Raw genomic sequence first — 25532 nt, 5'->3', positions numbered from 1 at the left:
GGAGTCGTGCATGACCAGCCCCGCCCCCACTGCCGCGCACCCGTTCGGCGATCCCGCCACCATCCGCAGCGAGCGCGCCGCGTCGGAGTTGCGCGCCGGCCGCCCGGTGATCGTCGAGACCCGCGCCGGCCAGGCGCGCGCAGTGCTGGCTCTCGACAGCAGCACCGAGCAGTCCTATCTGGCGTTCGCCCAGGCGGCGGCGCAACAGCACTACCTGTTTCTGACCCCGCCGCGCGCGCAGGTATTGGGCCTGGCCGCGCCGCAGGGTGCGCGCATCCCCCTCGCCGACCGTTCCTACGACGCCCTGGCCACCCTGGCCTACCTGCGCGACGGCCAGGTCCCGGCGCACTGGGAGGCCGGCGACGCGCTGGACGCCGGCGCCGTGGAAATCGCGCGCCTGGGCCTGCTGCTGCCGGCGATGATCGCGGTGGAGCTGGGCGCGCAGGCCAGCGCCTTCCAGGGCTGCCAGTCGCTGCAGTTGGAGGACCTGGAACAGGGCTGTGCGCTGGCAGCGGCCGGCAGCTACGAGCTGGTGACCCGCACCCGGGTGCCGCTGCGCGATCTGGGCGACAGCGAGTTCGCGGTGTTCCGCGGCGGCGTGGCGCAGCGCGACCAGGTCGCGATCCTGATCGGCCAACCCGACCTGTCCGCGCCGGTCCCGGTGCGCGTGCATTCCTCGTGCCTGACCGGCGACCTGTTCGGCTCGCTCAAGTGCGACTGCGGCGACCAGTTGCGGCACGGCCTGGCCAAGCTCAGGGAACTCGGCGGCGGCGTGCTGCTGTACCTGGACCAGGAAGGCCGCGGCACCGGCATCGCCACCAAGATGCGCGCCTACGGCTACCAGCACGACGGCCTGGACACCATCGACGCCGACGCGCAACTGGGCTTCGGCGCCGACGAGCGCCGCTACGGCAGCGCGGTGGCGATGCTGCGCGGGCTGGGCATCGCCCGCGTGCGCCTGCTCACCAACAACCCGTCCAAGGCCGAGCGCCTGCGCGCGGCCGGCATCGAGGTGGTCGAACGCATTCCGGTCACCGGCACCATCACTGCCGAGAACGAAGGCTATCTGCGCACCAAGGCGGCCCGCGCCGGCCACGCGCTGGACGTGGACGCGCTGTTGCGCGCGGCGCGCTGAGTCCGACACGGCGGCGCGTGCCGCCCGCCCGCGAGCGCTCGCCGGGCTGAGACGCGCGGCGCACGCCGCGTGATCCCGCGTTAGGATCGCAGGCCAGACCGCGCCTGCCTGCTCGCCCCGAGACCCTGACGTGACCGTACCGCCGCCCATGGACGCCCCTTCCGCCGCACCTGCGCACGGCGTTTCCGCCGCCGAGACGTCCACGGAGTGGCAGTCCGCGCAGTGGCAGCCGGTGCCATTGCGCGGCGCCTGGCTGGCCGCGCTGGGCGGCGGCTGCATGCTCGGGCTCAGCCTGATGGTCGGCGCGGCCATCGTCGGCCTCAGCCTGCACAGCCTGCATGCGCTGGCCCTGGGCGCCGCCGCGGCGGCGGTGGGCAGCCTGTGCGGCGCCTGGATCGGCTTCGTGCGCCACCGGCGCATCCGTTGGCGGCTCGATGCCCAGGGCCTGGACGTGTTGCGCGGGCGCCTGTGGCAGAGCGAGACGCATGTGCCGATCTCGCGCGTGCAGCACCTGGACCTGCGCCGCGGCCCGCTGGAACGCGCGGTGCGGCTGGCCACCCTGGTGGTGCATACCGCCGGTACCCGCCACACCGCCGTCGCCGTGCCCGGCCTGGACCAGGCCGACGCCGAACGCCTGCGCGAGCGCCTGGCGCGCCAGCTCGATCACGACGACGACGCGCTGTGAGCGGCATGGCCGACACCGAGCACGAGGCGCCGGTGCGGCGCCTGCATCCGTGGTCGTGGCTGTTCGTGCTGCTGCAGCACCTCCGGCAGTTCCTGGTGCCGCTGCTGGCGCTGCTGGTGTTCGGCAGCCGCGACGGCCGCCACGACCATGCCGATCAGTTGGTGATGCTGGCGGTGGGCAGCGCCCTGATCGCGGTGTCGCTGCTGCGCTACCTCACCTACCAATACCGCATCGGCCGCGACAGCCTGAGCATCCGCAGCGGCTGGCTGGAACGCAGCCTGCGCGAGATCCCGTTCGCGCGCATCCACAACGTGGCGGTGCACCAGTCGCTGCTGCATCGCCTGTTCGGCGTGGCCGAGGTACGCCTGGAGTCGGCCGGCGGCACCAAGCCGGAGGCGCAGATGCGGGTGCTGCGGCTGGACCAGGCGCTGGCGCTGGAACAGCAGATCCGCCACCGCGCGCCGACCACCGACGGCGCGGCGGCCATGGATGGCAGCGTCGCGCCGGCGGCGCCGGACAGCGAACTGCTGCTGGCGCTGTCCACCGCCGAGGTGCTGCGCCAGGGGCTGATTTCCAACCGCGGCATGGTGGTGGTGCTGACCGCCTTCGGCGCCACCTACCACCTGTTTCCCGAGCGCATGATCTCCAATGCGATCGAGCACTACGGGCGGCAACTGTTCGGCTACGCCACGCAGCTGCAGCTGGGCTGGATGGCCGGCGCGGCGACCTTCGCGCTGATGCTGGCGACGCTGTTGCTGCTGATGCGCGTGCTGTCGATGGGGCTGGCGCTGGTGCAGTACCACGGCTTCCGGCTCAGCGAGAGCGAGCGCCGGCTGACCGTGGAGCGCGGCCTGCTGACGCGGCTGCGCAACAGCGTGGCGCGGCGCCGGATCCAGGCCTGGACCCTGCACGAGAGCGTCCTGCAGCGCCTGCTGCGGCGGCGCAGCCTGCACATCGACACCGCGGTGATCCAGTCGCATCACACGCACGACCACGCGCTCAAGGAACTGGCGCCGCTGGCGACGCCGGCGGCCTGCGATGCGTTGCTGCAGCGGCTGCTGCCGCGGATCGCCTGGCCGCCAGCGCACTGGCACGGCATCGCCACGCGCTACTGGTGGCGCCTGTCGCTGCCGGCATGGCTGCTGGTGCCGCTGCTCTGCGCCGGGCTGTGGCGCACGTTCGGCGCCTGGGCCGCGCTGCTCCTGCTGTGGCTGCCGTGGTCGGCGTTCAAGTCCTGGCGCCAGGCGCAGCGCATGGGCTATGCGCTGGACGCGCGCTACGTGGCGGTGCGCGGCGGCTGGTGGCGGCGCTGGTGGCGGCTGGCCGAACTGGACAAGCTGCAGGCGCTGCACCTGAGCCGTTCGCCGCTGGACCGCCTGTGCGGCACCGCGACGCTATGGCTGGACACCGCCGGCGCCCGCCACGGCGAGCCGCCGCTGCGCGTGCGGCTGCTGCCGGACGCCGAGGCACGGACGCTGTACCGGCAATTGGGCCAAGCGCTGGCGCAGCGCAAGCTGCGCTGGTGAGCGGCGGTCGTCGCGGCGCGCCTCAGCGGCGCGCGCCGCGACCCCAATAGCCGATGCGGCGGCGGATCTTCAGCTTGCGCCACAGGTTCAGCGGTTTGCGCCGCGGATTGCGCGCGCCCTCGGCGACGAAGTCGTCGATCGCGCGCAGTACCCGCTCGCTGGACTGGCCGTCGCGGTAGGGATGCAGACCATCGGCGAAGTCGCGGATCGCCGCCATCAGTTCCGGCGGCCGCTGCAGCGCGCGGCGGATCGCCGGCTCGAACTGCGCCGGATCGTCGATGTCGATCAGCTGCGGCCCCGGACGGCGGTTCTTGAAGGTCACCACCGGCTTGTAGGTGAGCAGGAACTCGTTGAGCGCGGACGAGGTATCCGAGCACATCATGTCCACCTGCGGGAACAGTTCCAGTATGTTGTCGTTGTCGGCGAAATGCAGGTACTCGCTTTCCAGCGCGCGGTAGCGCGCGACCATCTCCGGGTCCATCTTCGGGTGGAAGGTGACGATCCAGCGCCATTCGCCAGTGCGCGAAAGCCGCGCGACCTCGTCGTAGAGGATGCCGGCGGCGCTCCACGACGGCGAAAACGTGGAGTGGTACAGGATCACCGGCGGCTGCCGCACCGGCGCCAGCCCCGCGCCGATCTCGCGCATGAACGGATCGATCTTGGGGAAGCCGGTTTCCTTGACCGCGAAGTGGCCGAGCTTGCGCGCCAGCGCACCGAACGCCGCGGTATCGCGCGGGCCGGTGGTGCAGTACAGATCGAAGAAGCCGCGCACGTAGATGTGCCGCGGCTTGCCGGCGTCGAAGCCGTGGAAGGTCTCGACCTTCACGCCCGGGAAGAAATGCGGCACCGCGTTGCTGGAGGTGATCACCGCATACGGATTCCACGCCAGCACCTCCTCCACCGTGGCCAGGTGGCGCTCGTCGGCGCTCAGGTCCTCGGCGCCGGGGCCGTCGAAGAACCACGCCGCGGCGTCGCCGCGCGCGCGGATCGCCGCCTGCAGCGGGCGCAGGATCGCCAGCGCATAGCGTTCGGATCCGTACAGCAGATAGTGCTTGCTCATCAGTGCTCCAGATCGTGCCGTTGCAGTTGCGCCCGCGCCTGCTCCACCGAGGCCGGGTTGAGCTGCATCTCGTAGTAGCGCATGCGCTTGTACAGCGCGTAGCTGGCCGCGGTCTGCGCCACCACGAAGCCGCGCCAGCCATCGAGGAACGCCAGCCGCAGCAGATAGTCCTTGAGGAAGGCGCCGGCGAACACGAACGGGCTCTGCCACATTCTCACCGGCTTGCGCTTGTCGCGCCAGCCGAGCGCCTTGAGTTCGGCGTAGCGCAGCACCTTCAATTGCTTGTGCACCAGGGTCGGGTTGTGCAGGTGGTTGAACGGCGGCGCTAACTCGGCGCTGGCGCCGTCGAAGCGCAGCGATTCGTGCACCCGCGCATCGCTCCAGCGCGCGCGGCCACGGTGGTACAGCCGCGCCAGGCGCTCGCCGACCATGGGTCTGTACCAGCGCATCGGCGCGCCCATGTACCAGGTGCTGCGGCGCAACCACACCGCGTCCACGCGGTCCTCGGCGAGCAGTTGCGGCAGCCGCGCCAGGCACTCGGCGCGCAACGCGTCGGACAGGAATTCGTCCGCGTCCAGCACCAGGATCCAGTCGTGCGCGGCCTGGGTGGAGGCGAAGTTGCGCTGCGCGCCGAAGCCCAGCCAGGCCTGCTCGACCACGCGCGCGCCGTGCGCGCGGGCGATCGCCACGGTGTCGTCGGTGCTGCCGCAGTCCACCACCAGCTTGTCGGCGGCGAACGGCACGCTGTCCAGGCAGCGCGCGATGTTGGCGGCCTCGTTATAGGTCATCACCACCAGGCTCAGCGGCAGGGTCGTGGCGGCGGCGTCGGCCATGGCGCGCGGTATCCGAATAAGGAGCGGTGCAAGCGGCGGTCGCGGCGCGGACGGCGCCGTGCGGCGATGCGGGACCGGCAGTCTACCGGCTTCCGCCAGCCCCTACAGCGGCGCCATCGCGCGGCGAAGGCGCGGCGGCGGCGCGGGCCGCCAGCCCGATCAACACCCCGACCAGCGATACGTAGAAGCCGGTGGTGACCTGGTGCGCGAACATCGACTGGGTCATGCCGCACAGGATGTAGGCCACCACCACCATGATCCCGGCCGCGGCCGGCCCATGGAATCCGGGCTGCGCACGACGCCGGTACAGGCGCAGCAGCAGCCACAGCGGCAGGCCGTAGACCAGCACGATCAGCAGCGTGCCGGGCACGCCCTGGGTCGCGCTCCATTCGGCCAGGTCGTTGTGCGCATGGCCCAGGTGGCAGCGCTCCACCCAGGTGACGCTGCGGCAATCGGGCAGGCGCAGCATCGCCTTGTCGAAACGGCCCACGCCGACCCCGGCCAGCGGGTGCTCGACGAAGGTGGCGGCCGCCACCTGCAGGCGCTCGATGCGCGCGCCGGCCGAGGAATCGCTGTCGCCGCGCTCGTAGCGCTGCACGTCGTGGTGCAGTTCGGCCAGACGGGTCTGCTTGGTCAGCGCCGGCACGCTCAGCACCAGCACCGCGGCCAGCGCCGCGATCGCGCCGAGGATCGCCAGCCGCATCGCCCCGCTGCGCCAGCGCGCGCACAGCGCGGTGGCGACCAGCAGCGCCAGCATGCCCAGCCACACGCCGCGGCTGCCGCTGAGCACGATGGTCACGCAGCCGGCGGCGAGCGCCACCAGGGTCCATGCCCCGCGGCCGGGCGGCCGGCAGAACACCGCCAGCACCATCAGCATCAGCACCACGTCGGCGAGCACGATCGCGTTGGTCCAGCCCTCGGCGCGCGGATCGCCGTGCAGCACCTGCACGCTCGCCAGCACCAGGGTGGCGAAGATACCCAGCAGCGCGCCCCACCACAGCCACTGCCGCGGCGGATGCAGCGCGTAGGCCCACAGCGCCGCCCAGGGCAGCACCAGGAACCGGGTGCGGTTGTCGATGTCCTTCAGCGGCTGGTCGAAGTGCAACAGCGAGATCGCCGACAGCCCGATCACCAACAGCGCCAGCACGGTGAGCCAGCGCAGCGACGGCTGCAGCCCGGCCGCGGCGTGGCGCATGCGCCGCAGCGCCAGCAGGCTGGTGGCCAGCAACAGCACGCCGAACGGCAGCAACCCGCCCGGCATGCTGACCACCAGAGCCGGCAGGCACAGCAGGCCGAGCGCGGCGCCCCACGCGGTCGCCGCGTGGTGCGGGGACGCGGCCAACGACGGCGCAGCGCGGTGCGGCGGGAGGTCTTCGGTCATGGGGGACAGCGCGCGCGGCAAGACGGAGGGGGGCGATGATCCAAGCGCGACCCCTAACCCGACCTGACCTGGACGCGGTCCGCGCCGGTCGCCGCCGCGGCGGCCGGCGGCGGCGCATCGCCGAGCAGATCGGCCACCGCCGCCTGCAGGCGCTCGCCGAACTCGCGCTGGCGCGCCTCGAAGAAGGCGCGCGCCGCCGTGCCCAGCGCGTCGCATTGCATCGGCGCCAGCGCCAGCGCCTGCGCCATCGCCCGCTCGATCCCGGCCGCGTCGATCCGGTAACGCACGCCGAAGTTGTCCTCGCCCTCGCCGACCGGCGCGATCAGGATGCCGCGCTCGGCGCTCACCAGTTCGTTCATCGGCGCGCCATCGGTGGTGATCACCACCGCACCGACGCTGAGCGCTTCCATGATGTAGTGGCCGAAGCCCTCGACCTCGGACGGGCACAGGTGGAAGCGATGCGCGTTCTGCAGCCGGCGCAGTTCGTGCTGGTCCAGGTAGCCGGTCAGGTAGTCGATGTTCTCGGCCTGGATCGGGCGCGACTTCTTGGTGCTCTGGACCACCGTCAGCCGCGGCCATTCCGGGTGCCGCGCCCAGGTCTGCAGCAGCACCGCGGTGCCCTTGGCCGAACTGCGCCCGGCCACGTGCAGGCAGGCGCGCTCGCGCGGGATCTCGGGGCGGTAGCAATCGTCGCTGCAGAAGCCGATGAACGCGGTCGCCGGGCCCAGCGCGGCGAAGCGCCGTTCGGCCTGCCGGGTCTTGCACAGCACGCGCCCGAAACGCGGCAGCCAGCGCAGCCATTTGTGCCGGAACCATTCCGGATTGGGCACCAGCGCGTTGCGCCGGCCAGCCCCCAGGCAGCGCGGATAGACCCGCTCCAGGAAGATCTGCAGGTCGGCGCGGCCGCGCAGCAGGCTGCGCAGCGCCAGGCGCAGTTCGCGCAGGTGATTGGCGAAACGCACGGTGCCGAAGCCGAGCACCTCCACCCGATAGCGGCCGCCGCTGCGCAGCACGTCGGCGACCACCTGCAGGTCGCGGCTCAGGCCGCCGCCGTTGTCGCGGCTGATGACCCGGATCAGGCGCGTCGGCATGCGTCGCCCTCCTGCGCGGCGACGAGGTGGCGATCCGCGCGGGCGCGACGGCGGCTCACTCGAAGCGGTCCTTGTCCTGCTCGCGCAGGCGATCGCGGTCGCTATTGGTGACCACGCATTGACCGTGCACGGCGGCGGCCGGCACCAGCCACCAGTTGCGGCGGTTGGAGACGCCGGCCAGGGTGCTGGCGCCGCGGTCGATGCAGCCGAGCATCGCCGCTTCCTGCACCAGCAGCCAGCGGCGCTGCGGCGCCTGCGCCTGCCAGGCGACGCCACGCCGCAACTGCTCGTCCCAGGGCACCACGAAGCCGAAAGTGGTCGCGGCGCGATCGGCCATCAACAGGTTCTGTTCCTTCCATGCCACCAGCCCCAGTTCCGCATCCGGCCCGATGCGGCGCCCGACCGCTTCCATCACGCCCCGCGCGGAGCTGGACATGTTGATCAGCGGATACACCAGCAGCCCGGCCAGCACCCACAGCATGGTCAGCGTCGATGCCAGGGCCAGCTCCGGACGCCGCCGCGCGAACACCGCCAGGCTGGCCACGCCCCACAGGCCGATCGCCAGCAGGATCCAGGCCAGGGTCTGCACCGTGTGCAGATCGACCCCGCGCTCCTCCATCATCTGCGCACGGAAGCCATGCCCGGCCAGGATCGCCGCGCCGACACCGCCCAGCGCCACGGTCAGCACCACGGTGAAGGCCAACAGCAGCCGCTTGACCCCGGTCCTGCGCAGCAAGCCGGGGATCAGCGGCGCCATCGCCAGGCACAGCATCGGCAGCGCCGGCAGGATGTAGACGTCGCGCTTGCCGGTCGGGATCGAGAAGAACAGCACGATCAGCGCCCACCACGCCAGCGGCAGCAGGTAGCGCGGGTCGCGCCGGCGCAGCCGCCGCGCCCAGGCCGGAATCGCCCACGGCAGCGCCAGCAGCAGCGGCAGCCACATGCTCGGCATCACCCCGAAGAAGTAGAACGGCCCGTGCGGGTGGTCCCAGGACTTGGTGTAGCGCCCGGCGGTCTGCCGGAACAGGATGTCGTTGAGGTAGGCGCGGTACTCCGGCTCGTGCGCCGACAACGCCGTGGTCACCATCGGCACCAGCCAGATCGACACCGCGCCCAGGAACGCCAGCGGCCCCAACCAGAAGCGCGGATCGCGCACGCCGACCCGCACCCCGCGCCACTGCGCCAACGACGCCACCGCGGCCGGCACCAGCATCAGCAGCGCCAGCGCGCCCACGCCCTTGGTGATCGTGCCCAGGCCGGCGGCGAACCAGCCCAGCGCCCACATGCGCCAGTCGGGCCCACGCAGCAGGTGGCGCAACAGGCCGTAGTTGGCCAGGGTGATGTAGAACACCACCAGCGGATCGATCTGCGCCTTCTTCGCCTGGTAGGTGAAGTGGAACGCGAACAGCAGCGCGTACGCCGCGTACATGCCGACCCGGCGCGTCCACAGGCGCCGGCCCAGGTCGTAGACGCAGGCCAGCGTGCCCAGCGCGGCCAGCAGCGACGGCAGCAGGAACGCCACCCGCCAGTTGCCGAACACGGTGTAGAACGAGGCCTGCAGCCACATCAGCATCGGCGGCTTGTCCGAGTACAGCTCGGTGCCGCGGTGCGGGAACAGCCAGTTGCCGCTGTCCACCATCTGCTTGGCGACCAGCGCGAAACGCGGCTCGTCGGCCGGATGCGGATCGCGCAGACCAAGGCCGGCGCCGAGCACCAGCAGCGCAAGGAGGGCCAGCAACCAGAATTCTCGGGACGCGCGGGTGTTCAGCATGGGACGGGATGATACCGGGGCGGCTTCACGCCGTCTTGCGCAGCCGCGCATAGAAGAAGCCGTCCCGCTCCTGCTCGCCGGGCAGGCGCTGGCGGCCGCCGCCGGCGGGGTGGCCGCAGGCGGCGCCGGGGTCCTCGACGGCCGCATCGGCGGTCCGCGCCAGGAACGCCTGCACCTGGCGCGCATTCTCGTCCTGCAGCAGCGAGCAGGTCGCATAGACCAGCACCCCGCCCGGCCGCAGCACCCGCCAGCCGGCGTCCAGCAGCCGCGCCTGCAGCGCCTGCAGGGCGACCACATCCTCGCGCCGGCGGTGCAGCAGCACGTCCGGCTGGCGGCGCACGATGCCGGTGGCCGAGCACGGCGCATCCAGCAGCACCGCGTCGAACGGCACCCCGTCCCACCAGCCGTCCGGCTGCGCCGCATCGGCCACCTGCAACTGCGCCTGCGCGCCGGCGCCGGTGCGTTCGAAGGTCTCGCGCACCCGCGCCAGGCGGCGCGCGTCCACGTCCAGCGCGGTCAGGCGCAGCGTCGGATCGCGTTCGAGCAGGTGCGCGGACTTGCCGCCAGGCGCGGCGCAGGCATCGAGCACGCGCGCGCCCGGCGCCGGCGCCAGCACGTCGGCGACCTGTTGCGCCGCGCCGTCCTGCACCGAGACCCAGCCGTCGGCGAAGCCGGGCAAGGCGCTCATCGCCACCGACTCGGCCAGATGGAGCGCATCGGCCAGGTCCGGCGCCGCCCGCGCGGCGATGCCGGCCTCGGCCAGCCGCTGCAGATAGGCGTCGCGCGCGATGCGCTGGCGGTTCACCCGCAGCCACAGCGGTGCCGGCTGCTGGCTGGCGGCGAAGATCGCCTCGGCCTGGTCGGGCCAGTCGGCGCGCAGCGCATCGCGCAGCCACAACGGCCAGCCGGCATCGGCGGCGACCGCCGGCATGCCTTCGCGCAACGCACGCCGCAGCAGGGCGTTGACCATCCCCGCCTGGCGCGACCGGTCCAGTGCCCGCGCCGCCTCCACCGTCGCCGACAGCGCCGCGTGCGGGGCCAGGCCGAGCACGTCGAGCTGGGCGAAGCCGGCCATCAGCAGCATGCGCAGCTCGGCGTCGCGCTGCGGCAACTGCTTCTGCAGCCACAGCCGCAGCGCCGCCTCGTAGGCGGGACGCCGGCGCAGCACCGCGAAGCAGATCGCCTCCACCAGTGCGCGATCGCGCGGATCGGGCAAGGCCGGCAGCGCCGCGGCCAGTTCGGCCTTCAGCGAACGGCCGCGATCGATCACCGCGACCAGCACGCGCGCGGCGGCCACGCGCGGCGCCACGCCCGGCGGCAGCACGGCATCGGCGGGCGCGGTCATCGCCGGCTGCGCCGGTTCAGGCCAGCACCGGCAGGTCGCGCCGGGCGTTGAGATAGTCGGCGGCGGTGATCGCCTTGCCGCCTTCGCGCTGCAGCACGCGCAGGCGCAACGCGCCCTGGCCGCAGGCGATGTCGATGCCTTGCTTGGAGGCGGCCAGCACCGTGCCCGGCGGCTGCGCGTGGGCCAGGTCCAGCGCCACCGCGCCATGCACGCGCACGCGCTCGCCGGCCAGCACCGCCTCGGTGATCGGCCACGGGTTGAAGGCGCGCACCCGCAACGCCAGCTGCGTCGCCGGCTGCTGCCAGTCCAGCCGCGCCTGCGCCTTGTCCAGCTTGTGCGCGTAGGTGACGCCGGCGTCGGGCTGCGGTTGCGGCACCGGGCGGATGCCGGCGCGCAGCAGGCCCAGGCCGTCGGCCAGCACCTGCGCGCCGAGCGCGGCCAGGCGGTCGTGCAACTGCCCGCCGGTCTCGCTGTCGCCGATCGGGGTGCGCTGCGACATCAGCACCGGGCCGGTGTCCAGCCCCGCTTCCATCTGCATCAGGCACACCCCGGTCTCGCTGTCGCCGGCCTCGATCGCGCGCTGGATCGGCGCGGCGCCGCGCCAGCGCGGCAGCAGCGAGGCGTGCACGTTCCAGCAGCCGTGGGTCGGGATCGCCAGCACCGCCTTGGGCAGGATCAGGCCGTAGGCCACCACCACCATCAGGTCCGGCTGCAGCGCGCGCAGGGCCTGCAACGCCTCCGGCGAACGCAGGGTGTCCGGCTGCAGCACCGGAATGCCGCGCGCCACCGCCTCCAGCTTGACCGGCGACGGCGTCAACCCGCGGCCGCGCCCGGCGGGCCGATCCGGCTGGGTATAGACCGCGACCACTTCATGGCGCTGCGCGGCCGCGCGCAACGACGGCACGGCGAAGTCCGGCGTACCGGCGAAGACGAGTTTCATGGAGGCTGGGAACCGGGAATAGGGAATGGGGAATGGAAGAAGCGCGCCGACCCGGAAATGGCACGGGCACCGCGCTTACGATTCCCGATTCCCCATTCCCGAATCCCGGCCTTCAAGCTACGTGCTTGCGCGCCTTGGCCAGTTTCTTGCGCACCATTTCGCGCTTGAGCGGGGACAGGTAGTCGACGAACAGCTTGCCGTCGAGGTGGTCCATCTCGTGCTGCACGCACACCGCCAGCAGGCCGTCGGCCGCCAGTTCCTGCGGCTTGCCCTGGCGATCGAGATAGCGCACGGTGATGGCGTTGGCGCGGGTCACGTCGGCATAGATGCCGGGCACCGACAGGCAGCCTTCCTGGTACACCTGCTCGCCGTCGCGCTGCACGATCTGCGGATTGATGAACACCTGCGGGGTGTTCTTTTCCTCGCTGACGTCGATCACCATGAAGCGCTTGTGCACGTCCACCTGGCTGGCCGCCAGGCCGATGCCGGGGGCTTCGTACATGGTCGCGAACATGTCGTCGAGCAGGCGCTGGAACGCCGGGGAGACGACTTCGGCGGGATCCACCGGCACCGCCTTGGTGCGCAGGCGGGGGTCGGGGAATTCGAGGATGGGGAGCAGGGCCATAACGGTACCCAAGGTGGGGGCGCCGGATCATTCGGCAAGACCGGACGATTCTACCGCGTTCTCGCCGGCGCTTGCGCCGCGCCCTGGGTTCTGGACTATAGTGCGCGGACCTGTTGGGGAATCAGGCTTCGCACTCATGTTCAATCGACTCCGTACGGTCGTCGCCGTGGCGATGCTTACCGTGGCGACCTATGCCGCTTCCGCGAGCATGGCGGCCGAACACCCTGACACCTACGTGGTGCGCAAGGGCGACACGCTGTGGGACATCGCCGGGCGCTTCCTCGGCAAGCCGTGGCTGTGGCCGGAAATCTGGCAGGCCAACCCGCAGGTGCAGAACCCGCACCTGATCTACCCCGGCGACGTGCTCAGCCTGGCCTACCTGGACCGCGTGGCCCGCGCCACGGTCAAGCCCGGCCCGCGCCAGGACGCGCCGATCGACGCGATCCCGCTGGCGGACGTGGAACCGTTCCTGAAGAACCTGCGCGTGACCGACAGCATCGACGGCCTGCCCTACGTGGTCGGCGCCGAGGACAACCGCCTGCGCGCCACCAGCGGGCAGGTGGTCTATGCGACCGGGCTCGACACCGCCCAGGTCGGGCAGCGTTACGCGGTGGTGCGGCCGACGGTCCGCTACGAACTGCCCAAGCTCAGCGAAGACCTGAACAACGACGGCCGCAGCACGCCGGGCAGCGGCAACCTGTGGCGGACCTTCGTGGCGCCGGACAACAGGCGCCGCGAGACGCTCGGCTACGAACTGGCCCAGGTCAACGTCGGCACCGTCACCCGCGCCGCCATGGGCAACCAGGCCACCGCGCTGCTGCTGCAGGACAGCGCCCGCGAAGTGCGCCCCGGCGATCGCCTGATCGCGGTCGAGGCGCAGCCCTACGACCTGCAGTTCATCCCGCATCCGCCCTCGGCGCAGGCGCTGGAGGCCCGCGTGCGGGTGCTGGCGGTGGCCGATGCGTTCAGCGCGGCCGGTCCGCACGACGTGATCGCGCTCTCCGGCGGACGCCGCGAGGGCATCGACAACGGCACCGTGGTCTCGCTGTGGCGCCACGGCACCCACGTCAACGACCGCGTGCAGCGCCCGAACACCTCGCGCGACGACGACGGCTTCAGCGGCGGCCGCGGCACCGTGGCCCTGCCCGACGAGTTCGCCGGGCACGCGATGGTGTTCCGCACCTTCGACAAGGTCAGCTACGCGCTGGTGATGGACGGGATCAAGCCGGTCCGGATCGGCTACGACGCCAAGCATCCGGACGCGCGCTGACCCGCGCCCGCGGACAATTCCTACATCCGCGACAGACGGCGCCCGAGGGCGCCGTCTGCGTCTGCGGCCCAGGCTGGGACGGTCGCCGCCACGGGAACCGCCATGTCCGCCCTGCCCAGCCCCGCCTCCTGCACCGGCGCCGATCCGGCGCTGCTGGCCCTGTCGCTGGCCGGAGGCGCCAGCGCCCCGCGCAAGCGCCTGCTCGAGCAGTGCGGCAGTCCCGCCGCCGCACTGAACGCCGGCCCCGTCGCCTGGCGTGCGGCCGGACTGGACGCGGCGCAGATCGCGGCACTGCGCCGCCCCGACGCCGCGGCCATGGACGCGGCGCAGGCCTGGCTGGCGCAGCCGTGCCGGCATTTGCTCGGTTGCCACGACCCCGACTACCCGGCACTGCTGCTGCGCGCCCCCAACCCGCCGCTGGCGCTCTACCTGGAAGGCGACCCGGCGGCGCTCTGGCATCCGGCGGTGGCGGTGGTCGGCAGCCGCGCGCCCAGTGCCGGCGGTCGCGACAACGCGGCGCGTTTCGCCCTGGCGCTGGCCGCGGCCGGGCTGACGGTGACCAGCGGCATGGCCGCCGGGGTCGATGCCGCCGCGCATGCGGCCGCGCTGTCGCGCCAGGACGGACGCACCGTGGCGGTGGTCGGCACCGGCGTGGATCTGGCCTATCCGCACCAGCATGCGGCCTTGCGCGAGCGCATCGCCGCACGGGGCGCCGTGGTCAGCGAGCATCCGCCGGGGACCCCGCCACGCCCCGGCCACTTCCCGGCGCGCAACCGCATCATCGCCGGGCTGAGCCTGGCGACCCTGGTGATCGAGGCCGCCGCCCGCTCCGGCGCGCTGATCACCGCGCGCCTGGCCGCGGAGGCCGGGCGCGAGGTGTTCGCACTGCCCGGGTCGATCCACAACCCGATGGCGCGCGGCTGCCATCGCCTGATCCGCGACGGTGCCGGTCTGGTGGAATCGGCCGAGGAAGTGCTGGCCGGGGTCGCCCCGTTGGCCGCCGAACTGGCCGACGCCTTGCGCGGCCGCCTGGCCGCCCCCACTGAGGGGAGCACCGACGATCACCGCGTCGCCCCGCCCTTCTCCGATCCCGACTACCAGCGCTTGTGGCAAGCGCTGGGTCACGACCCCACCTGTATGGATTCATTGATCGCGCGCACCGGATTGACGGCCGCGGCGGCGTCCTCCATGCTGCTGGCCATGGAACTGGATGGCTACGTGGCGGTCGAACGCGGTCGTTACACCCGCAAACCCTAGTTTCTTCACCTCCACAGCGTCTCGCGACGCAGGCCGAGGGGCAATGAAAGAGAGCATTCTGGATGTCCTGCTGTACCTGTTCGAACACTATTTCAGCGAGGATGCGGACCCGGTCCGCGATCGCGACTCCCTCCAGAATGGCCTGATCCAGGCCGGCTTCAGCCCCACCGAAATCAGCAAGGCGTTCGATTGGCTGGATGCGCTGGCCGACCAGCGCCCGGCCGTGGCGCAGCCGCGCATCGATGGCCCGATCCGCATCTACCACGGCCCGGAGCTGGACAAGCTCGACGTGGAATGCCGCGGCTTCCTGCTGTTCCTGGAACAGCACGGCATCCTCGACAGCGACCAGCGCGAACTGGTGCTGGACCGGGCCATGGCCCTGGATCAGGACGAACTGGACCTGGACGACCTGAAGTGGGTGGTGCTGATGGTGCTGTTCAACCAGCCCGGCGCCGAGGCGGCCTACGCCTGGATGGAAACGCAGATGTTCGTCGACGAGCCGGAGCCGGTGCACTGAGGCACTGAGCCGCCGACGAACGGCAGCACGCACGGATGCAGGAGGGCCCCGCCTTGGACGCGTGGTATTACATCGACGCCGCGCGCGAGCGGCATGGCCCGCTGGACGCGGAGACGCTGCGCGAACGGGTGCGCGAAGGGCTGCTGGACCGCGCCACCCTGTTATGGCGCGAGGGTATGCCGGAGTGGCGACCGCTGCATGCGCTCACCGCGGAACTAGGGTTGCCCGCGGCAGCCATGCCACCACCACTGCCGCCTGCGCCGCCCACATCCCCTCCTAGCCCTCCGTCGCTCGCGCCGGCCGCCACGCCGCCGCGGCCAGGCCTGTCCGGCGGCTGCGTCGGCGCGATCGTGGTGGCGGTGGGCGGCCTGTTGCTGATCGCGCTGCTCGGCATCATCGCCGCCATCGTCTTTCCGGCGTACCGGGACTACACCCTGCGTGCCAAGGCGGCGCTGATACTCGACAGCACCATCACGCTGCAGGCCCGCATCGTCGACTTCGCCCGGCAGCAAGGGCGCTGCCCGGTCAACGGCGATCCCGGCTTCGGCGAGGCCGAGCGCTATGCCGACAAGCTGATCTCGCGGATCCGCATCGGCCGCTTCGACAACGGCCACTGCGGCCTGGAAGCCACCCTGCACGCGCCCGGCAACGACAAGCTGGATGGCAAGGCGCTGTGGCTGGATTACGATGCGCAGTCCGCGGCCTGGAACTGCAGTTCCGAGCTGGACGACCGCTACCTGCCCGCGCGTTGCCGCGGCGGATGAGCGGAAATGGATTTCGATCGCAACCTGGGGAACCGGAATGACTGAGTGGTACTACGCAGACGCTGCCAAGCAGCGCCATGGACCGATGCCGGCCGACGACCTGCAGCAGCGCTTCCAGCGCGGCGAGGTGGACCTGACCACGCTGGTCTGGCGCGACGGTCTGAGCGAATGGCATCCGTTGGCCGATTTCGTCGACGAACTGGGCCTGACCCAGGCGCCGGCGGCGCTGCCGCCGAGCGCAACGGCCGAACTCCCTCCCGCCGCGCCAGCCGCGCCGGCGGCCTGGGCCTCATCCGCGACCGAGGCCGGCACGGAGCCGCACTCGCCGTATGCCGCCCCGGCCGCCACACTGGCCGCGGAGCCGCAGTTCGTCGCCGGCGGCGAGGTGGTGCAGGCCGGATTCTGGAAGCGCACCGCCGCCTACCTGATCGACGGCACGCTGGTCGGCATCGTGTCGCAGATGGTCCAGATGGTGCTGCTGATCGGCTTCTTCGGCTTCAGCGCCCTGGGCAGCGGCAGCCCCGACTTCAACAACCCGGGCGGCATCATCATGCTGGTGATGGTGTACCTGCTGCCGCTGGCGATGACGGCGCTGTACTTCGGCATGTTCCACGCCTCGGCCAAGCAGGCCACCCTGGGCAAGATGGCGGTCGGCATCAAGGTGGTACGCAGCGACGGCCGTCGCATCAGCCTCGGCCGCGGCATCGGCCGCTACTTCGGCTTCCTGGTGAGCAGCCTGACCCTGTGCATCGGCTTCCTGATGGCGGCCTTCACCGAGCGCAAGCAGGCCTTGCACGACATGATGTGCGACACCCTGGTGGTGGACAAGTGGGCCTACACCGACCACCCGGAATGGCAGCAGCGCAAGCTCGGCACGGTCACCGTGGTGATCCTGTCGCTGTTCGGCGTGCTGATCGCCGGCGTCGTGCTGGTGCTGGCGCTGCTGATCGGCGTGGCCGCCAGCGGCAACTGGCACTGACGCGCCGGGACGCACGTCCCGGAACGCGACGGCGGCCAAGGCGGCGGCGCCCTCGTGCCAGCAGGCGCGCCCCCAGGGCGCTTGACAGCCACCGCCAGACATGCCCACTAATAAAAGAGGGACGCAGCTGAACGCCCGGGGTACCAACCCCGGGCGTCGGCCGCTCTGAAGTACCGCAACGCTTCACTAACCGGAGCAATTGCGCCACCCTACCGCCCCCAGGGCGCCCGCCCCGCCCATCGAAGCCCGACCCGCCATGTCCAAGCACCTGCTCATCGTCGAATCGCCCGCCAAGGCCAAGACGATCAACAAATACCTCGGCCAGGACTTCCACGTCCTGGCCTCGTATGGGCACGTGCGCGACCTGATCCCCAAGGAAGGCGCGGTGGATCCGGACGACGGCTTCGCGATGCGCTACGCGCTGATCGACAAGAACGAGAAGCACGTGGAGGCCATCGCCAAGGCGGCCAAGGCGGCCGAAGACATCTATCTGGCGACCGACCCGGACCGCGAGGGCGAGGCGATCAGCTGGCACATCGCCGAGATCCTGCAGGAGCGCGGGCTGCTCAAGGGCAAGCCGCTGCACCGGGTGGTGTTCACCGAGATCACCCCGCGCGCGATCAAGGAAGCGATGGCGCAGCCGCGGCAGATCGCCGGCGACCTGGTCGATGCGCAGCAGGCGCGCCGCGCGCTGGACTACCTGGTCGGCTTCAACCTGTCGCCGGTGCTGTGGCGCAAGGTGCAGCGCGGCCTGTCCGCCGGCCGCGTGCAGTCGCCGGCGCTGCGCATGATCGTCGAGCGCGAGGAGGAGATCGAAGCCTTCATCGCCCGCGAGTACTGGTCCATCGCCGCCGACTGCGCGCACCCCTCGCAGCACTTCAACGCCAAGCTGATCAAGCTCGACGGGCAGAAGTTCGAGCAGTTCACCATCACCGATGGCGACACCGCCGAGGCCGCGCGCCTGCGCATCCAGCAGGCCGCGCAGGGCGCGCTGCACGTCACCGACGTGGCCAGCAAGGAGCGCAAGCGCCGTCCGGCGCCGCCGTTCACCACCTCCACCCTGCAGCAGGAAGCCTCGCGCAAGCTCGGCTTCACCACCCGCAAGACCATGCAGGTGGCGCAGAAGCTGTACGAAGGCGTGGCGATCGGCGACGAGGGCACGGTCGGCCTGATCTCGTACATGCGTACCGACTCGGTCAACCTGTCGCAGGAGGCGCTGGCCGAGATCCGCGACGTGATCGCCCGCGATTTCGGCATCGCCTCGCTGCCGGACCAGCCCAACACCTACCAGACCAAGTCCAAGAACGCCCAGGAAGCGCACGAAGCGGTGCGCCCGACCTCGGCGCTGCGCACTCCGTCGCAGGTGGCGCGCTTCCTGACCGACGACGAACGCAAGCTGTACGAGCTGATCTGGAAGCGCGCGGTGGCCTGCCAGATGATCCCGGCCACGCTCAACACCGTCAGCGTCGACCTGTCGGCCGGCAGCGAGCACGTGTTCCGCGCCAGCGGCACCACCGTGGTCGTGGCCGGCTTCCTGGCCGTGTACGAGGAAGGCAAGGACAACAAGAGCGCCGAGGACGAGGACGAAGGCCGCAAGCTGCCGGCGATGAAGCCCGGCGACCGCGTGCCGCTGGAACGCATCCTGGCCGAGCAGCACTTCACCCAGCCGCCGCCGCGCTTCACCGAAGCGGCGCTGGTGAAGGCGCTGGAAGAGTACGGCATCGGCCGCCCCTCGACCTACGCCTCGATCATCCAGACCCTGCTGTTCCGCAAGTACGTGGAGATGGAAGGCCGCAGCTTCCGCCCGTCCGACGTCGGCCGCGCGGTGTCCAAGTTCCTGTCCAGCCACTTCACCCGCTACGTCGATTACGACTTCACCGCCAAGCTCGAGGACGAGCTCGACGCGGTCTCGCGCGGCGAGGAGGACTGGATCCCGCTGATGTCGCGCTTCTGGGAGCCGTTCAAGGAACTGGTCGAGGACAAGAAGGAATCGGTCGACCGCGCCGAAGCCAGCGGTGCGCGCGAGCTCGGCACCGACCCCAAGACCGGCAAGCCGGTGAGCGTGCGCCTGGGCCGCTTCGGGCCGTACGCGGCGATCGGCAGCACCGCCGAGGACGCCGAGGACAAGCCCAAGTTCGCCTCGCTGCGTCCCGGCCAGAGCATGCACACCATCACCCTGGAGGAGGCGCTGGAGCTGTTCCTGATGCCGCGCAGCCTCGGCCAGGACAAGGGCGAGGAGGTCAGCGTCGGCATCGGCCGCTTCGGCCCGTTCGCCAAGCGCGGCAGCGTTTACGCCTCGCTGAAGAAGGAAGACGATCCCTACACCATCGATCTGGCCCGCGCGGTGTTCCTGATCGAGGAGAAGGAAGAGATCGCGCGCAACCGCATCATCAAGGAATTCCCCGGCAGCGACATCCAGGTGCTCAACGGCCGCTTCGGCCCGTACATCAGCGACGGCAAGCTCAACGGCAAGATCCCCAAGGATCGCGAGCCGGCCACGCTGAGCCTGGACGAAGTGCAGAAGCTGCTGGAGGAAACCGGCAAGCCGGTGCGCAAGGGCTTCGGCGCCAAGAAGGCCGCCGCCAAGAAGGAAGCCGCGCCGAAGAAGAGCGCGGCGAAGAAGGTCGCCGCCGACGCCCCGGCCAAGCCGGCGGCGAAGAAGGCGGTCAAGAAAGCCGCGAAGAAGACAGCCAAGAAAGCGGTGAAGAAGGCGGCGAAGAAGACCGTGGCCAAGGGCGGCTGAGCCGTCCTGCGGATGGCCCGGGGCGGCCGAGCCGCCGCCTCCGATAGCGCAAGCGCGGCCGCCGAGCCGCCCGCTTTGCGGAGCCCACGACATCGCTCGGCGACCAAGAGCCGCGACACCGCGGCTTTCCGTGGGAGGGGCTTCAGCCCCGACGCCGTGCCGATAATGCGTCGGGGCTGAAGCCCCTCCCACAGAAAAGCGGCACGACTGCGAACTCGCGACATCCCGAGTCCCGCCCAACCGTCCCTCATTGTTCTTAGACGAGGACGTGCCGCATGATGCGCGCATGACCGACCTGTCGCCGAACCAAGCCGTCGCCGTCCTGCGCCAGGGCGGCGTGATCGCCTATCCCACCGAAGCCGTGTGGGGCCTGGGCTGCGATCCGCACGACGAGGCCGCCGTCACCCGTCTGCTGCGGATCAAGCAGCGGCCCGTGGACAAGGGGCTGATCGTGGTCGCCGCCGAACTGGACCCCCTGCGCCCGCTGCTCGACCTGTCGGCGCTGCCGCCGGCACGCCTGGCCGCGGCGCTGGCCAGTTGGCCGGGGCCGCACACCTGGATCCTGCCCGCCGCCGCGAGTGCGCCGCCGTGGATCACCGGCGCGCACCACGGCATCGCGGTGCGGATCAGCGCGCATCCGGTCGTGGCGGCGCTGTGCCGGGCCTGGGGCGGCGCGCTGGTCTCGACCAGCGCCAACCTTGGCGGCGAGCCGCCGGCGCGGCAGCGCGCCGAGCTGGATCCGAACCTGTTGGCGGCGCTCGACGGCGTGGTCGGTGGCGACACCGGCGGCCTGGCCCAGCCCACGCCGATCCGCGACGCCGCCAGCGGCGAGATCCTGCGCGCCTGAGCGCAGCGGGTTGCTCCACTCCGCGCCGGCTTTCCCTGGCCGGCGAAGGCGCGCAAGATGCGCGCATGCCTGCCCTCGCCCGCCCCGTCCTGTTGCTGTCCGCCCTGTTGACGCTGGCCGGCGCCGCGTGGGCGCAGCGCACCCAGACCATCGCCAGCGACGGCGGGCAGGGGGCGGTACGCATCTACCGCTGCATCGGCGGCACCGGCGCGGTCAGCCTGCAGAACACGCCGTGCGAGAACGCGCGCGAGCAGCAGGTGCGGGACATGCAGCGCCCGCGCGATCCGCCGCCGCGCCCGACCACCACGCTCAGCACCGACCCGGCGCAGGCGGCCGCTGCGCCGGCGCCGCTGCCGCAACGCGAGATCCGCATCGTCACCGTGCAGCCGCCGCAGCCGATGTACGAATGCGTCACCAGCGAAGGCGAGCGCTACACCAGCGACAACAACGAGGGCAATCCGCGCTGGGTGCCGCTGTGGGCGGTCGGCCATGTCGGCGGCTACGGCTACGGCTACGGCCCGCATCACGGCGGCGGCCCACGGCCGCCGCGGCCCGAGTATCCCGTCGGCGGCAGCGTGGTGGTGCCGGCCGGCAGCACCCTGGTCCGAGATACCTGCAACGCCCTGCCGCCGCAGGAAGTGTGCGCGCGCCTGAGCGACCGCCGCTGGGAACTGATCCGGCGCTACAACAGCGCGCTGCAGAGCGAGCGCCGCGCGCTGGAACTCGAACAGCGCGGCATCGACGCGCGCCTGGACCGCGATTGCGGCGGCACCTGATGCACTGGCGTGCGTTGTTGCTCGCGTTACTCGCCTGCGCCTGCGGCGGTGCCGCGCAGGCCGAAGAAGTGGTGTTCTACCGCTGCACCGACGCGCAGGGCGGATTGCTCCTGCAGAACCAGCCCTGCCCCAAGGGCATGCGCCAGGAAAAGAAGCGCATGCAGGGCGTCGGGCGCGCGCCTACGTACGCACCCGCCGCGGCGTCGGTCGCAGTACCGGCGGCGACGCCTGCAGCAGCAGGTGTTGCCGCGCCTGCCGCCGCTGCAGCGTCTGGTTCTGCGCCGGGCTCCGATCCTGCATCTGCCTCCACGCCGGCGAATGCATCCGCGACGACGGCCGCCACCCCGTCCGATTCGCCCTCGCCATCCGCTGCCGTGGAGGCCGCGCCACGCCTGCCGCCGCCTCCGCTGTACGCCTGCGTTACCCGCGAGCAGCAACGCTATGTCGGCGAAGTCGCCGAGCCGGAGCCGCGCTGCGTCCCCTTGCGCACCGTCGGCCTGGACGGCAGCCCCGACCGGACCGGCGGCAGCGCCTGCGAAGTACTGCGCGATCACTGCGACGCGCTGCCCGCGGCCGACGTCTGCGATGCCTGGAAGAGCTACGTGGCCGAAGCCGAGACGCACTGGCGCTTCGCCGTGTCCGAACATGCCGAACCGCTGCGGCAGGAATTCCTGCGTCGCCAGCAATTGCTCGACGCGAGCAGTTGCAACGCGCCGGACCCCAACGCGACGCATCCCCTGTAGGAGCGGCTTTAGCCGCGACCGGGCTCTACCGAGAACGTTCGGTCGCGGCTAAAGCCGCTCCTACAAGGGCGTCGTGCACGACCGCGACGAGATGGAGATACGCCCACCGTTGCCAGCAAAGCCTGCTCTAGAACCCGTAACGCAGGAACCCGCCATCCACCGCGATGCACTCGCCGGTGATGTAGCTGGCCGCCGGCAGGCACAGGAAGCCGACCGCCGCGGCCACTTCCTCCGGCTCGCCGATCCGCCGCATCGGCGTGCGCTCGATCACCTGCTCGTAGTAGTCCGGATCCGACAGCGGCCCGGAGGTGCGGCGGGTGCGGATGTACCACGGCGCCACCGCATTGACCCGGATGCCGTCCTCGGCCCACTCGGCGGCGAGGTTGCGGGTCAACTGGTGCAGCGCGGCCTTGGTCATGCCGTAGGGCGCGCCGCTGCGCACATGGGTCAGCCCGGACACGCTGCCGACGTTGACGATCGCCGCGGCCGCGTGCCGCGCCAGCAGCGGATGCGCATAGCGCGACAGCTCGAAGGCCGAGAACAGGTTGGTCTCGAAGATGCCGCGCCACTCGTCCTCGGTGTAGTCCACCGCGGCCTTGCTGACGTTGCCGCCGGCGTTGTTGATCAGCAGGTGCAGGCCGTCGGCATGGTCCTCGACCCAGTCCAGGATCTCGCGGCGGTCCTCGTCGTCGGCGACATCGGCGGCCAGCGCCAGGACCCGGCGCTCGGGAAAGGCGTCGAGCAACTCGTCGCGCGCCGCTTCCAGCGCGTCGATATCGCGCGCCACCAACAGCAGGTCCGCGCCGAAGCCGAGCAATTCGCGCGCGATCGCCAGGCCGATGCCGGCACTGGCGCCGGTGATCAATGCGGTCTGTCCGTCCAGCCGCCAACGGTGCTGCATCGTCTTGCCTGTCTGCGCCGGGGTGGGCGTAGGATACCCGTCACGCTCGACGAGGTCGCCCCTATGCACGCTTCATTGCGCTTGACGACGTTGGCACTCCCGCTGCTGGCCGCGCTGGCGGCGTGCAAGCCGGCGCCGCCGAAACCGGCGGACAAGCCGCCCGAGCCGCAGGCGACCGCGCTGCGCGCGGCGATCGCGCAGCCGCTGGACCGGGCCAAGCAGGCGCAGGCCGCGACCGCGCAGGCCGCCGCCGCGCAGAACGCGGCGATCGACGCGGCCACCGGACAATAAAAAACGCCGGCTTGCGCCGGCGTCGTGTGATGTGACTTGCGCCGCGTCCGCCGATCGGCGAACGCGGAACGCCGTCAGGCCCGGATCACAGGCCGCAGAAGCAATAGGCCAGCGCCTTGACCGGCGCGCCGTCGCGCTTGTCGGTCGCGTCCTGGACGAAACGCAACTGGGTATCCAGCTCCGGCAGCTGCCGCGCCAGCAGCGCGTGCGCCATCGCCGAATCGCCCAGCATCCACGCGCCCATGCGGCTGCCGGCGAAGCCGCTGACGAACTGCGCGAACGGCGAGGCCGGCTTCTCGATGTAACGCACCCGGTACTTGTCCTTGTCGCCCAGCTTGGCGCGCGCCGCCGCGTCGGCCACCGCGTCCTTGAACCCGCCGAACGCGTCCACCAGCCCGCGTTCCTTGGCCTGCGCGCCGCTCCACACGCGGCCGCGCGCGACCTGGTCGATCGCCTCGACCGGCTTGTTGCGCGCCTGCGCGACACGGCCGGTGAAATCGGCATAGCCCTTGTTGATCACCGACTGGATCATCTGCCCCACCGCCGGGTCCATCGGCCGGGTGACGTCGAAGGCGCCGGCGAAGCGGGTGGTGCCGACACCGTCGGTATGCACGCCGATCTTGTCCAAGGTGCGGGTCAGGTTGGGGATCATGCCGAAGATGCCGATCGAGCCGGTGATCGTCGACGGGTCGGCGTAGATGCGATCGGCGTTCATGCTGATCCAATATCCACCGGACGCGGCCAGATCGCCCATCGACACCACCACCGGCTTGCCGGCGGCCTTCAGCGCCACCACCTCGCGGCGGATCTGCTCGGAGGCGAACACTTCGCCGCCCGGCGAATCCACACGCAGCACCACCGCCTTGACCCCGTCGTCGTCGCGCGCCTGGCGCAGCAGCGCCGCGGTCGATTCGCCGCCGATGCGCCCAGCCGGCTGCTCGCCGCCGCTGATCTCGCCCGCCGCGACCACCACCGCCACCTGCGGCCGCGAATCCACCGGCGAGCGGCGCAGATCGAGCTGCTGCAGATAGGCGTCCAGGTTGACGTTGCGATAGCCGGTGTCGGCATCGTCGTCGGCCACGCCGCGCTTGGTCAGCAGTTGCTCGACGTCCTCGCGGGTCTTCAGCCCGTCCACCAGCTTCTGCTGCAGGGCGAACTTGGCCATGTCGCCACCGGCCGCGGCGATTCCCTCGGGCATGGTGTCGATGCCCGCGGCGAGTTGCGCGGGCGCCAGCTTGCGCGCCTTGCCGACATCGGCCAGATAGCGCTGCCACACGTCGTTCATCCAGAACAGGTCGGCTTCCTTGGCCGCCGGCGAGGCCGCGTCGAGCACGTACGGCTCGGCAGCGGACTTGTATTCGCCGACCTTGAACAGGTGCACGTCCACGCCGAGCTTGTCCTGCAGGCCGGTGCGGAAATACTGGCGATAGCGGCCCAGGCCTTCCAGCACCACCGAGCCCATCGGGTCCAGGTAGACCTCGTTGGCCTGCGCGGCCAGCAGGTACTGCCACTGGCTCAGGCTGTCGCTGTAGGCCACCACCTGCTTGCCGGAGGCGCGCAGGTCCTGCAGCGCCGCGGCCACTTCGCGCACCGAGGCGAAGCCGCCCGGCTGCAGCTTGTCCAGGCGCAGCGCCACGCGCTCGATCTTGGGATCGGTCTTGGCCGCTTCCAGCGCGCGGATCAGGTCGCGCAACTGGATCTCCTGCGCGTCCTTGTCGCCCATCGCCTTGGCCAGCGCGCGGCTGACCGGGTCGGCGCTGAACTGCTCGACCACTTTGCCTTCCGGCGCGATCAGCAAGGTGGTGCGCTCGCGCAGCGTCTTGGCGCCGTCGCCGCGCCCCATCGCGAACACCATCGCCAGCAGGACCACCAGCAGGAAGCCGAAGAACACCAGGTTGAAGATCAGCCGGCGGGTGAAGTTCATCACATCCCACAGGCCAACGAAGAAGCTGGCGAGGGGACTGCGACGCACGGGTTGGTTCATGGAAAGCTCCGGAAGGAAAGCGTCTTGCGCGTGCGCAGCATACCGGCTGCGCCGGCACCGCACATGCG

Annotated in this window: 23 protein-coding genes; 13 read left to right on the top strand and 10 right to left on the bottom strand. The window is 71.3% G+C overall.

Annotated elements, in window-relative coordinates; all coding sequences use genetic code 11:
- Nucleotides 1-10: 10 nt before the first annotated feature.
- The 3 genes from ribA (at nucleotide 11) to AB3X07_RS03315 (ending at nucleotide 3346) form a co-directional block, all read left to right on the top strand.
- The gene (ribA, locus tag AB3X07_RS03325; RefSeq protein ID WP_369942726.1) at nucleotides 11-1135 is read left to right on the top strand and encodes a GTP cyclohydrolase II RibA; all 1125 of its coding nucleotides are present in this window, start codon (nucleotides 11-13) and stop codon (nucleotides 1133-1135) included.
- 148 nt (nucleotides 1136-1283) lie between these two features.
- Nucleotides 1284-1820 (top strand): PH domain-containing protein, encoded by a 537-nt coding sequence (locus tag AB3X07_RS03320; protein WP_369942724.1) that lies wholly within the window; start codon nucleotides 1284-1286, stop codon nucleotides 1818-1820.
- 5 nt (nucleotides 1821-1825) lie between these two features.
- Entirely contained in the window at nucleotides 1826-3346 is a 1521-nt protein-coding gene (locus tag AB3X07_RS03315) for a PH domain-containing protein (protein WP_369942722.1), read from the top strand.
- A gap of 22 nt (nucleotides 3347-3368) precedes the next feature.
- On the opposite strand, the gene AB3X07_RS03310 is transcribed toward AB3X07_RS03315, so the two are convergent.
- From AB3X07_RS03310 to def, 8 genes are all read right to left on the bottom strand, one after another.
- Nucleotides 3369-4406: a CDP-glycerol glycerophosphotransferase family protein gene (locus AB3X07_RS03310; RefSeq protein WP_369942720.1), complete on the bottom strand. Its 1038-nt coding sequence runs from the start codon at nucleotides 4404-4406 to the stop codon at nucleotides 3369-3371.
- Nucleotides 4406-5239: a glycosyltransferase family 2 protein gene (locus AB3X07_RS03305; protein WP_369942718.1), complete on the bottom strand. Its 834-nt coding sequence runs from the start codon at nucleotides 5237-5239 to the stop codon at nucleotides 4406-4408. Before AB3X07_RS03305 ends, AB3X07_RS03310 begins: the two co-directional genes overlap by 1 nt.
- Before the next feature lie 82 nt (nucleotides 5240-5321).
- On the bottom strand, nucleotides 5322-6620 hold the full coding sequence (locus AB3X07_RS03300; RefSeq protein ID WP_369942716.1) for an O-antigen ligase family protein: 1299 nt from the start codon (nucleotides 6618-6620) through the stop codon (nucleotides 5322-5324).
- Nucleotides 6621-6673: 53 nt separating this feature from the next.
- Complete coding sequence (locus AB3X07_RS03295) at nucleotides 6674-7711, bottom strand: glycosyltransferase (protein ID WP_369942714.1); 1038 nt, start codon at nucleotides 7709-7711, stop codon at nucleotides 6674-6676.
- A 55-nt stretch (nucleotides 7712-7766) separates the two neighbouring features.
- Complete coding sequence (locus tag AB3X07_RS03290) at nucleotides 7767-9482, bottom strand: ArnT family glycosyltransferase (protein WP_369942713.1); 1716 nt, start codon at nucleotides 9480-9482, stop codon at nucleotides 7767-7769.
- Between the two features lie 25 nt (nucleotides 9483-9507).
- Nucleotides 9508-10827 (bottom strand): 16S rRNA (cytosine(967)-C(5))-methyltransferase RsmB, encoded by a 1320-nt coding sequence (rsmB, locus tag AB3X07_RS03285; protein WP_369942711.1) that lies wholly within the window; start codon nucleotides 10825-10827, stop codon nucleotides 9508-9510.
- A gap of 16 nt (nucleotides 10828-10843) precedes the next feature.
- On the bottom strand, nucleotides 10844-11767 hold the full coding sequence (fmt, locus tag AB3X07_RS03280; RefSeq protein WP_369942709.1) for a methionyl-tRNA formyltransferase: 924 nt from the start codon (nucleotides 11765-11767) through the stop codon (nucleotides 10844-10846).
- Between the two features lie 112 nt (nucleotides 11768-11879).
- Complete coding sequence (gene def, locus AB3X07_RS03275; protein WP_369942707.1) at nucleotides 11880-12392, bottom strand: peptide deformylase; 513 nt, start codon at nucleotides 12390-12392, stop codon at nucleotides 11880-11882.
- Between the two features lie 136 nt (nucleotides 12393-12528).
- On the opposite strand from def, the gene AB3X07_RS03270 reads away from it, so the two are divergent.
- The 9 genes from AB3X07_RS03270 to AB3X07_RS03230 all read left to right on the top strand — a co-directional run bounded on the left by AB3X07_RS03270 (nucleotide 12529) and on the right by AB3X07_RS03230 (nucleotide 22288).
- On the top strand, nucleotides 12529-13662 hold the full coding sequence (locus AB3X07_RS03270) for a LysM peptidoglycan-binding domain-containing protein (RefSeq protein WP_369942705.1): 1134 nt from the start codon (nucleotides 12529-12531) through the stop codon (nucleotides 13660-13662).
- A gap of 102 nt (nucleotides 13663-13764) precedes the next feature.
- A complete protein-coding gene (dprA, locus tag AB3X07_RS03265) occupies nucleotides 13765-14919 on the top strand; it encodes a DNA-processing protein DprA (RefSeq protein ID WP_369942703.1) in 1155 nt (384 codons plus the stop codon).
- A 43-nt stretch (nucleotides 14920-14962) separates the two neighbouring features.
- Nucleotides 14963-15436, top strand: a complete 474-nt coding sequence (locus AB3X07_RS03260) for a DUF494 family protein (RefSeq protein WP_010340686.1) — start codon at nucleotides 14963-14965, stop codon at nucleotides 15434-15436.
- A gap of 53 nt (nucleotides 15437-15489) precedes the next feature.
- Entirely contained in the window at nucleotides 15490-16200 is a 711-nt protein-coding gene (locus AB3X07_RS03255) for a GYF domain-containing protein (RefSeq protein WP_369942701.1), read from the top strand.
- Between the two features lie 37 nt (nucleotides 16201-16237).
- Nucleotides 16238-17179 (top strand): RDD family protein, encoded by a 942-nt coding sequence (locus AB3X07_RS03250; protein ID WP_369942699.1) that lies wholly within the window; start codon nucleotides 16238-16240, stop codon nucleotides 17177-17179.
- A 256-nt stretch (nucleotides 17180-17435) separates the two neighbouring features.
- Nucleotides 17436-19922, top strand: a complete 2487-nt coding sequence (locus tag AB3X07_RS03245; RefSeq protein ID WP_369942697.1) for a DNA topoisomerase I — start codon at nucleotides 17436-17438, stop codon at nucleotides 19920-19922.
- A 286-nt stretch (nucleotides 19923-20208) separates the two neighbouring features.
- A complete protein-coding gene (locus AB3X07_RS03240) occupies nucleotides 20209-20769 on the top strand; it encodes a Sua5/YciO/YrdC/YwlC family protein (RefSeq protein ID WP_369942695.1) in 561 nt (186 codons plus the stop codon).
- A gap of 65 nt (nucleotides 20770-20834) precedes the next feature.
- The gene (locus AB3X07_RS03235; protein WP_369942693.1) at nucleotides 20835-21545 is read left to right on the top strand and encodes a DUF4124 domain-containing protein; all 711 of its coding nucleotides are present in this window, start codon (nucleotides 20835-20837) and stop codon (nucleotides 21543-21545) included.
- A gap of 17 nt (nucleotides 21546-21562) precedes the next feature.
- Nucleotides 21563-22288: a DUF4124 domain-containing protein gene (locus tag AB3X07_RS03230; RefSeq protein WP_369942692.1), complete on the top strand. Its 726-nt coding sequence runs from the start codon at nucleotides 21563-21565 to the stop codon at nucleotides 22286-22288.
- A gap of 127 nt (nucleotides 22289-22415) precedes the next feature.
- Here AB3X07_RS03230 and AB3X07_RS03225 read toward each other — a convergent pair whose 3' ends face one another.
- Entirely contained in the window at nucleotides 22416-23189 is a 774-nt protein-coding gene (locus AB3X07_RS03225; protein WP_369942690.1) for an SDR family oxidoreductase, read from the bottom strand.
- A 63-nt stretch (nucleotides 23190-23252) separates the two neighbouring features.
- On the opposite strand from AB3X07_RS03225, the gene AB3X07_RS03220 reads away from it, so the two are divergent.
- Nucleotides 23253-23480 (top strand): hypothetical protein, encoded by a 228-nt coding sequence (locus tag AB3X07_RS03220; protein WP_369942688.1) that lies wholly within the window; start codon nucleotides 23253-23255, stop codon nucleotides 23478-23480.
- A gap of 85 nt (nucleotides 23481-23565) precedes the next feature.
- Here the strand turns inward: AB3X07_RS03220 and sppA are convergent, their stop codons facing one another.
- Nucleotides 23566-25464, bottom strand: a complete 1899-nt coding sequence (gene sppA, locus AB3X07_RS03215) for a signal peptide peptidase SppA (RefSeq protein WP_369942686.1) — start codon at nucleotides 25462-25464, stop codon at nucleotides 23566-23568.
- Nucleotides 25465-25532: the final 68 nt, after the last annotated feature.

The sequence above is a fragment of the Xanthomonas sp. DAR 35659 genome (assembly GCF_041242975.1).
Lineage (GTDB): Bacteria > Pseudomonadota > Gammaproteobacteria > Xanthomonadales > Xanthomonadaceae > Xanthomonas_A > Xanthomonas_A medicagonis.
This window is presented reverse-complemented; position numbering and strand designations above follow the sequence as displayed.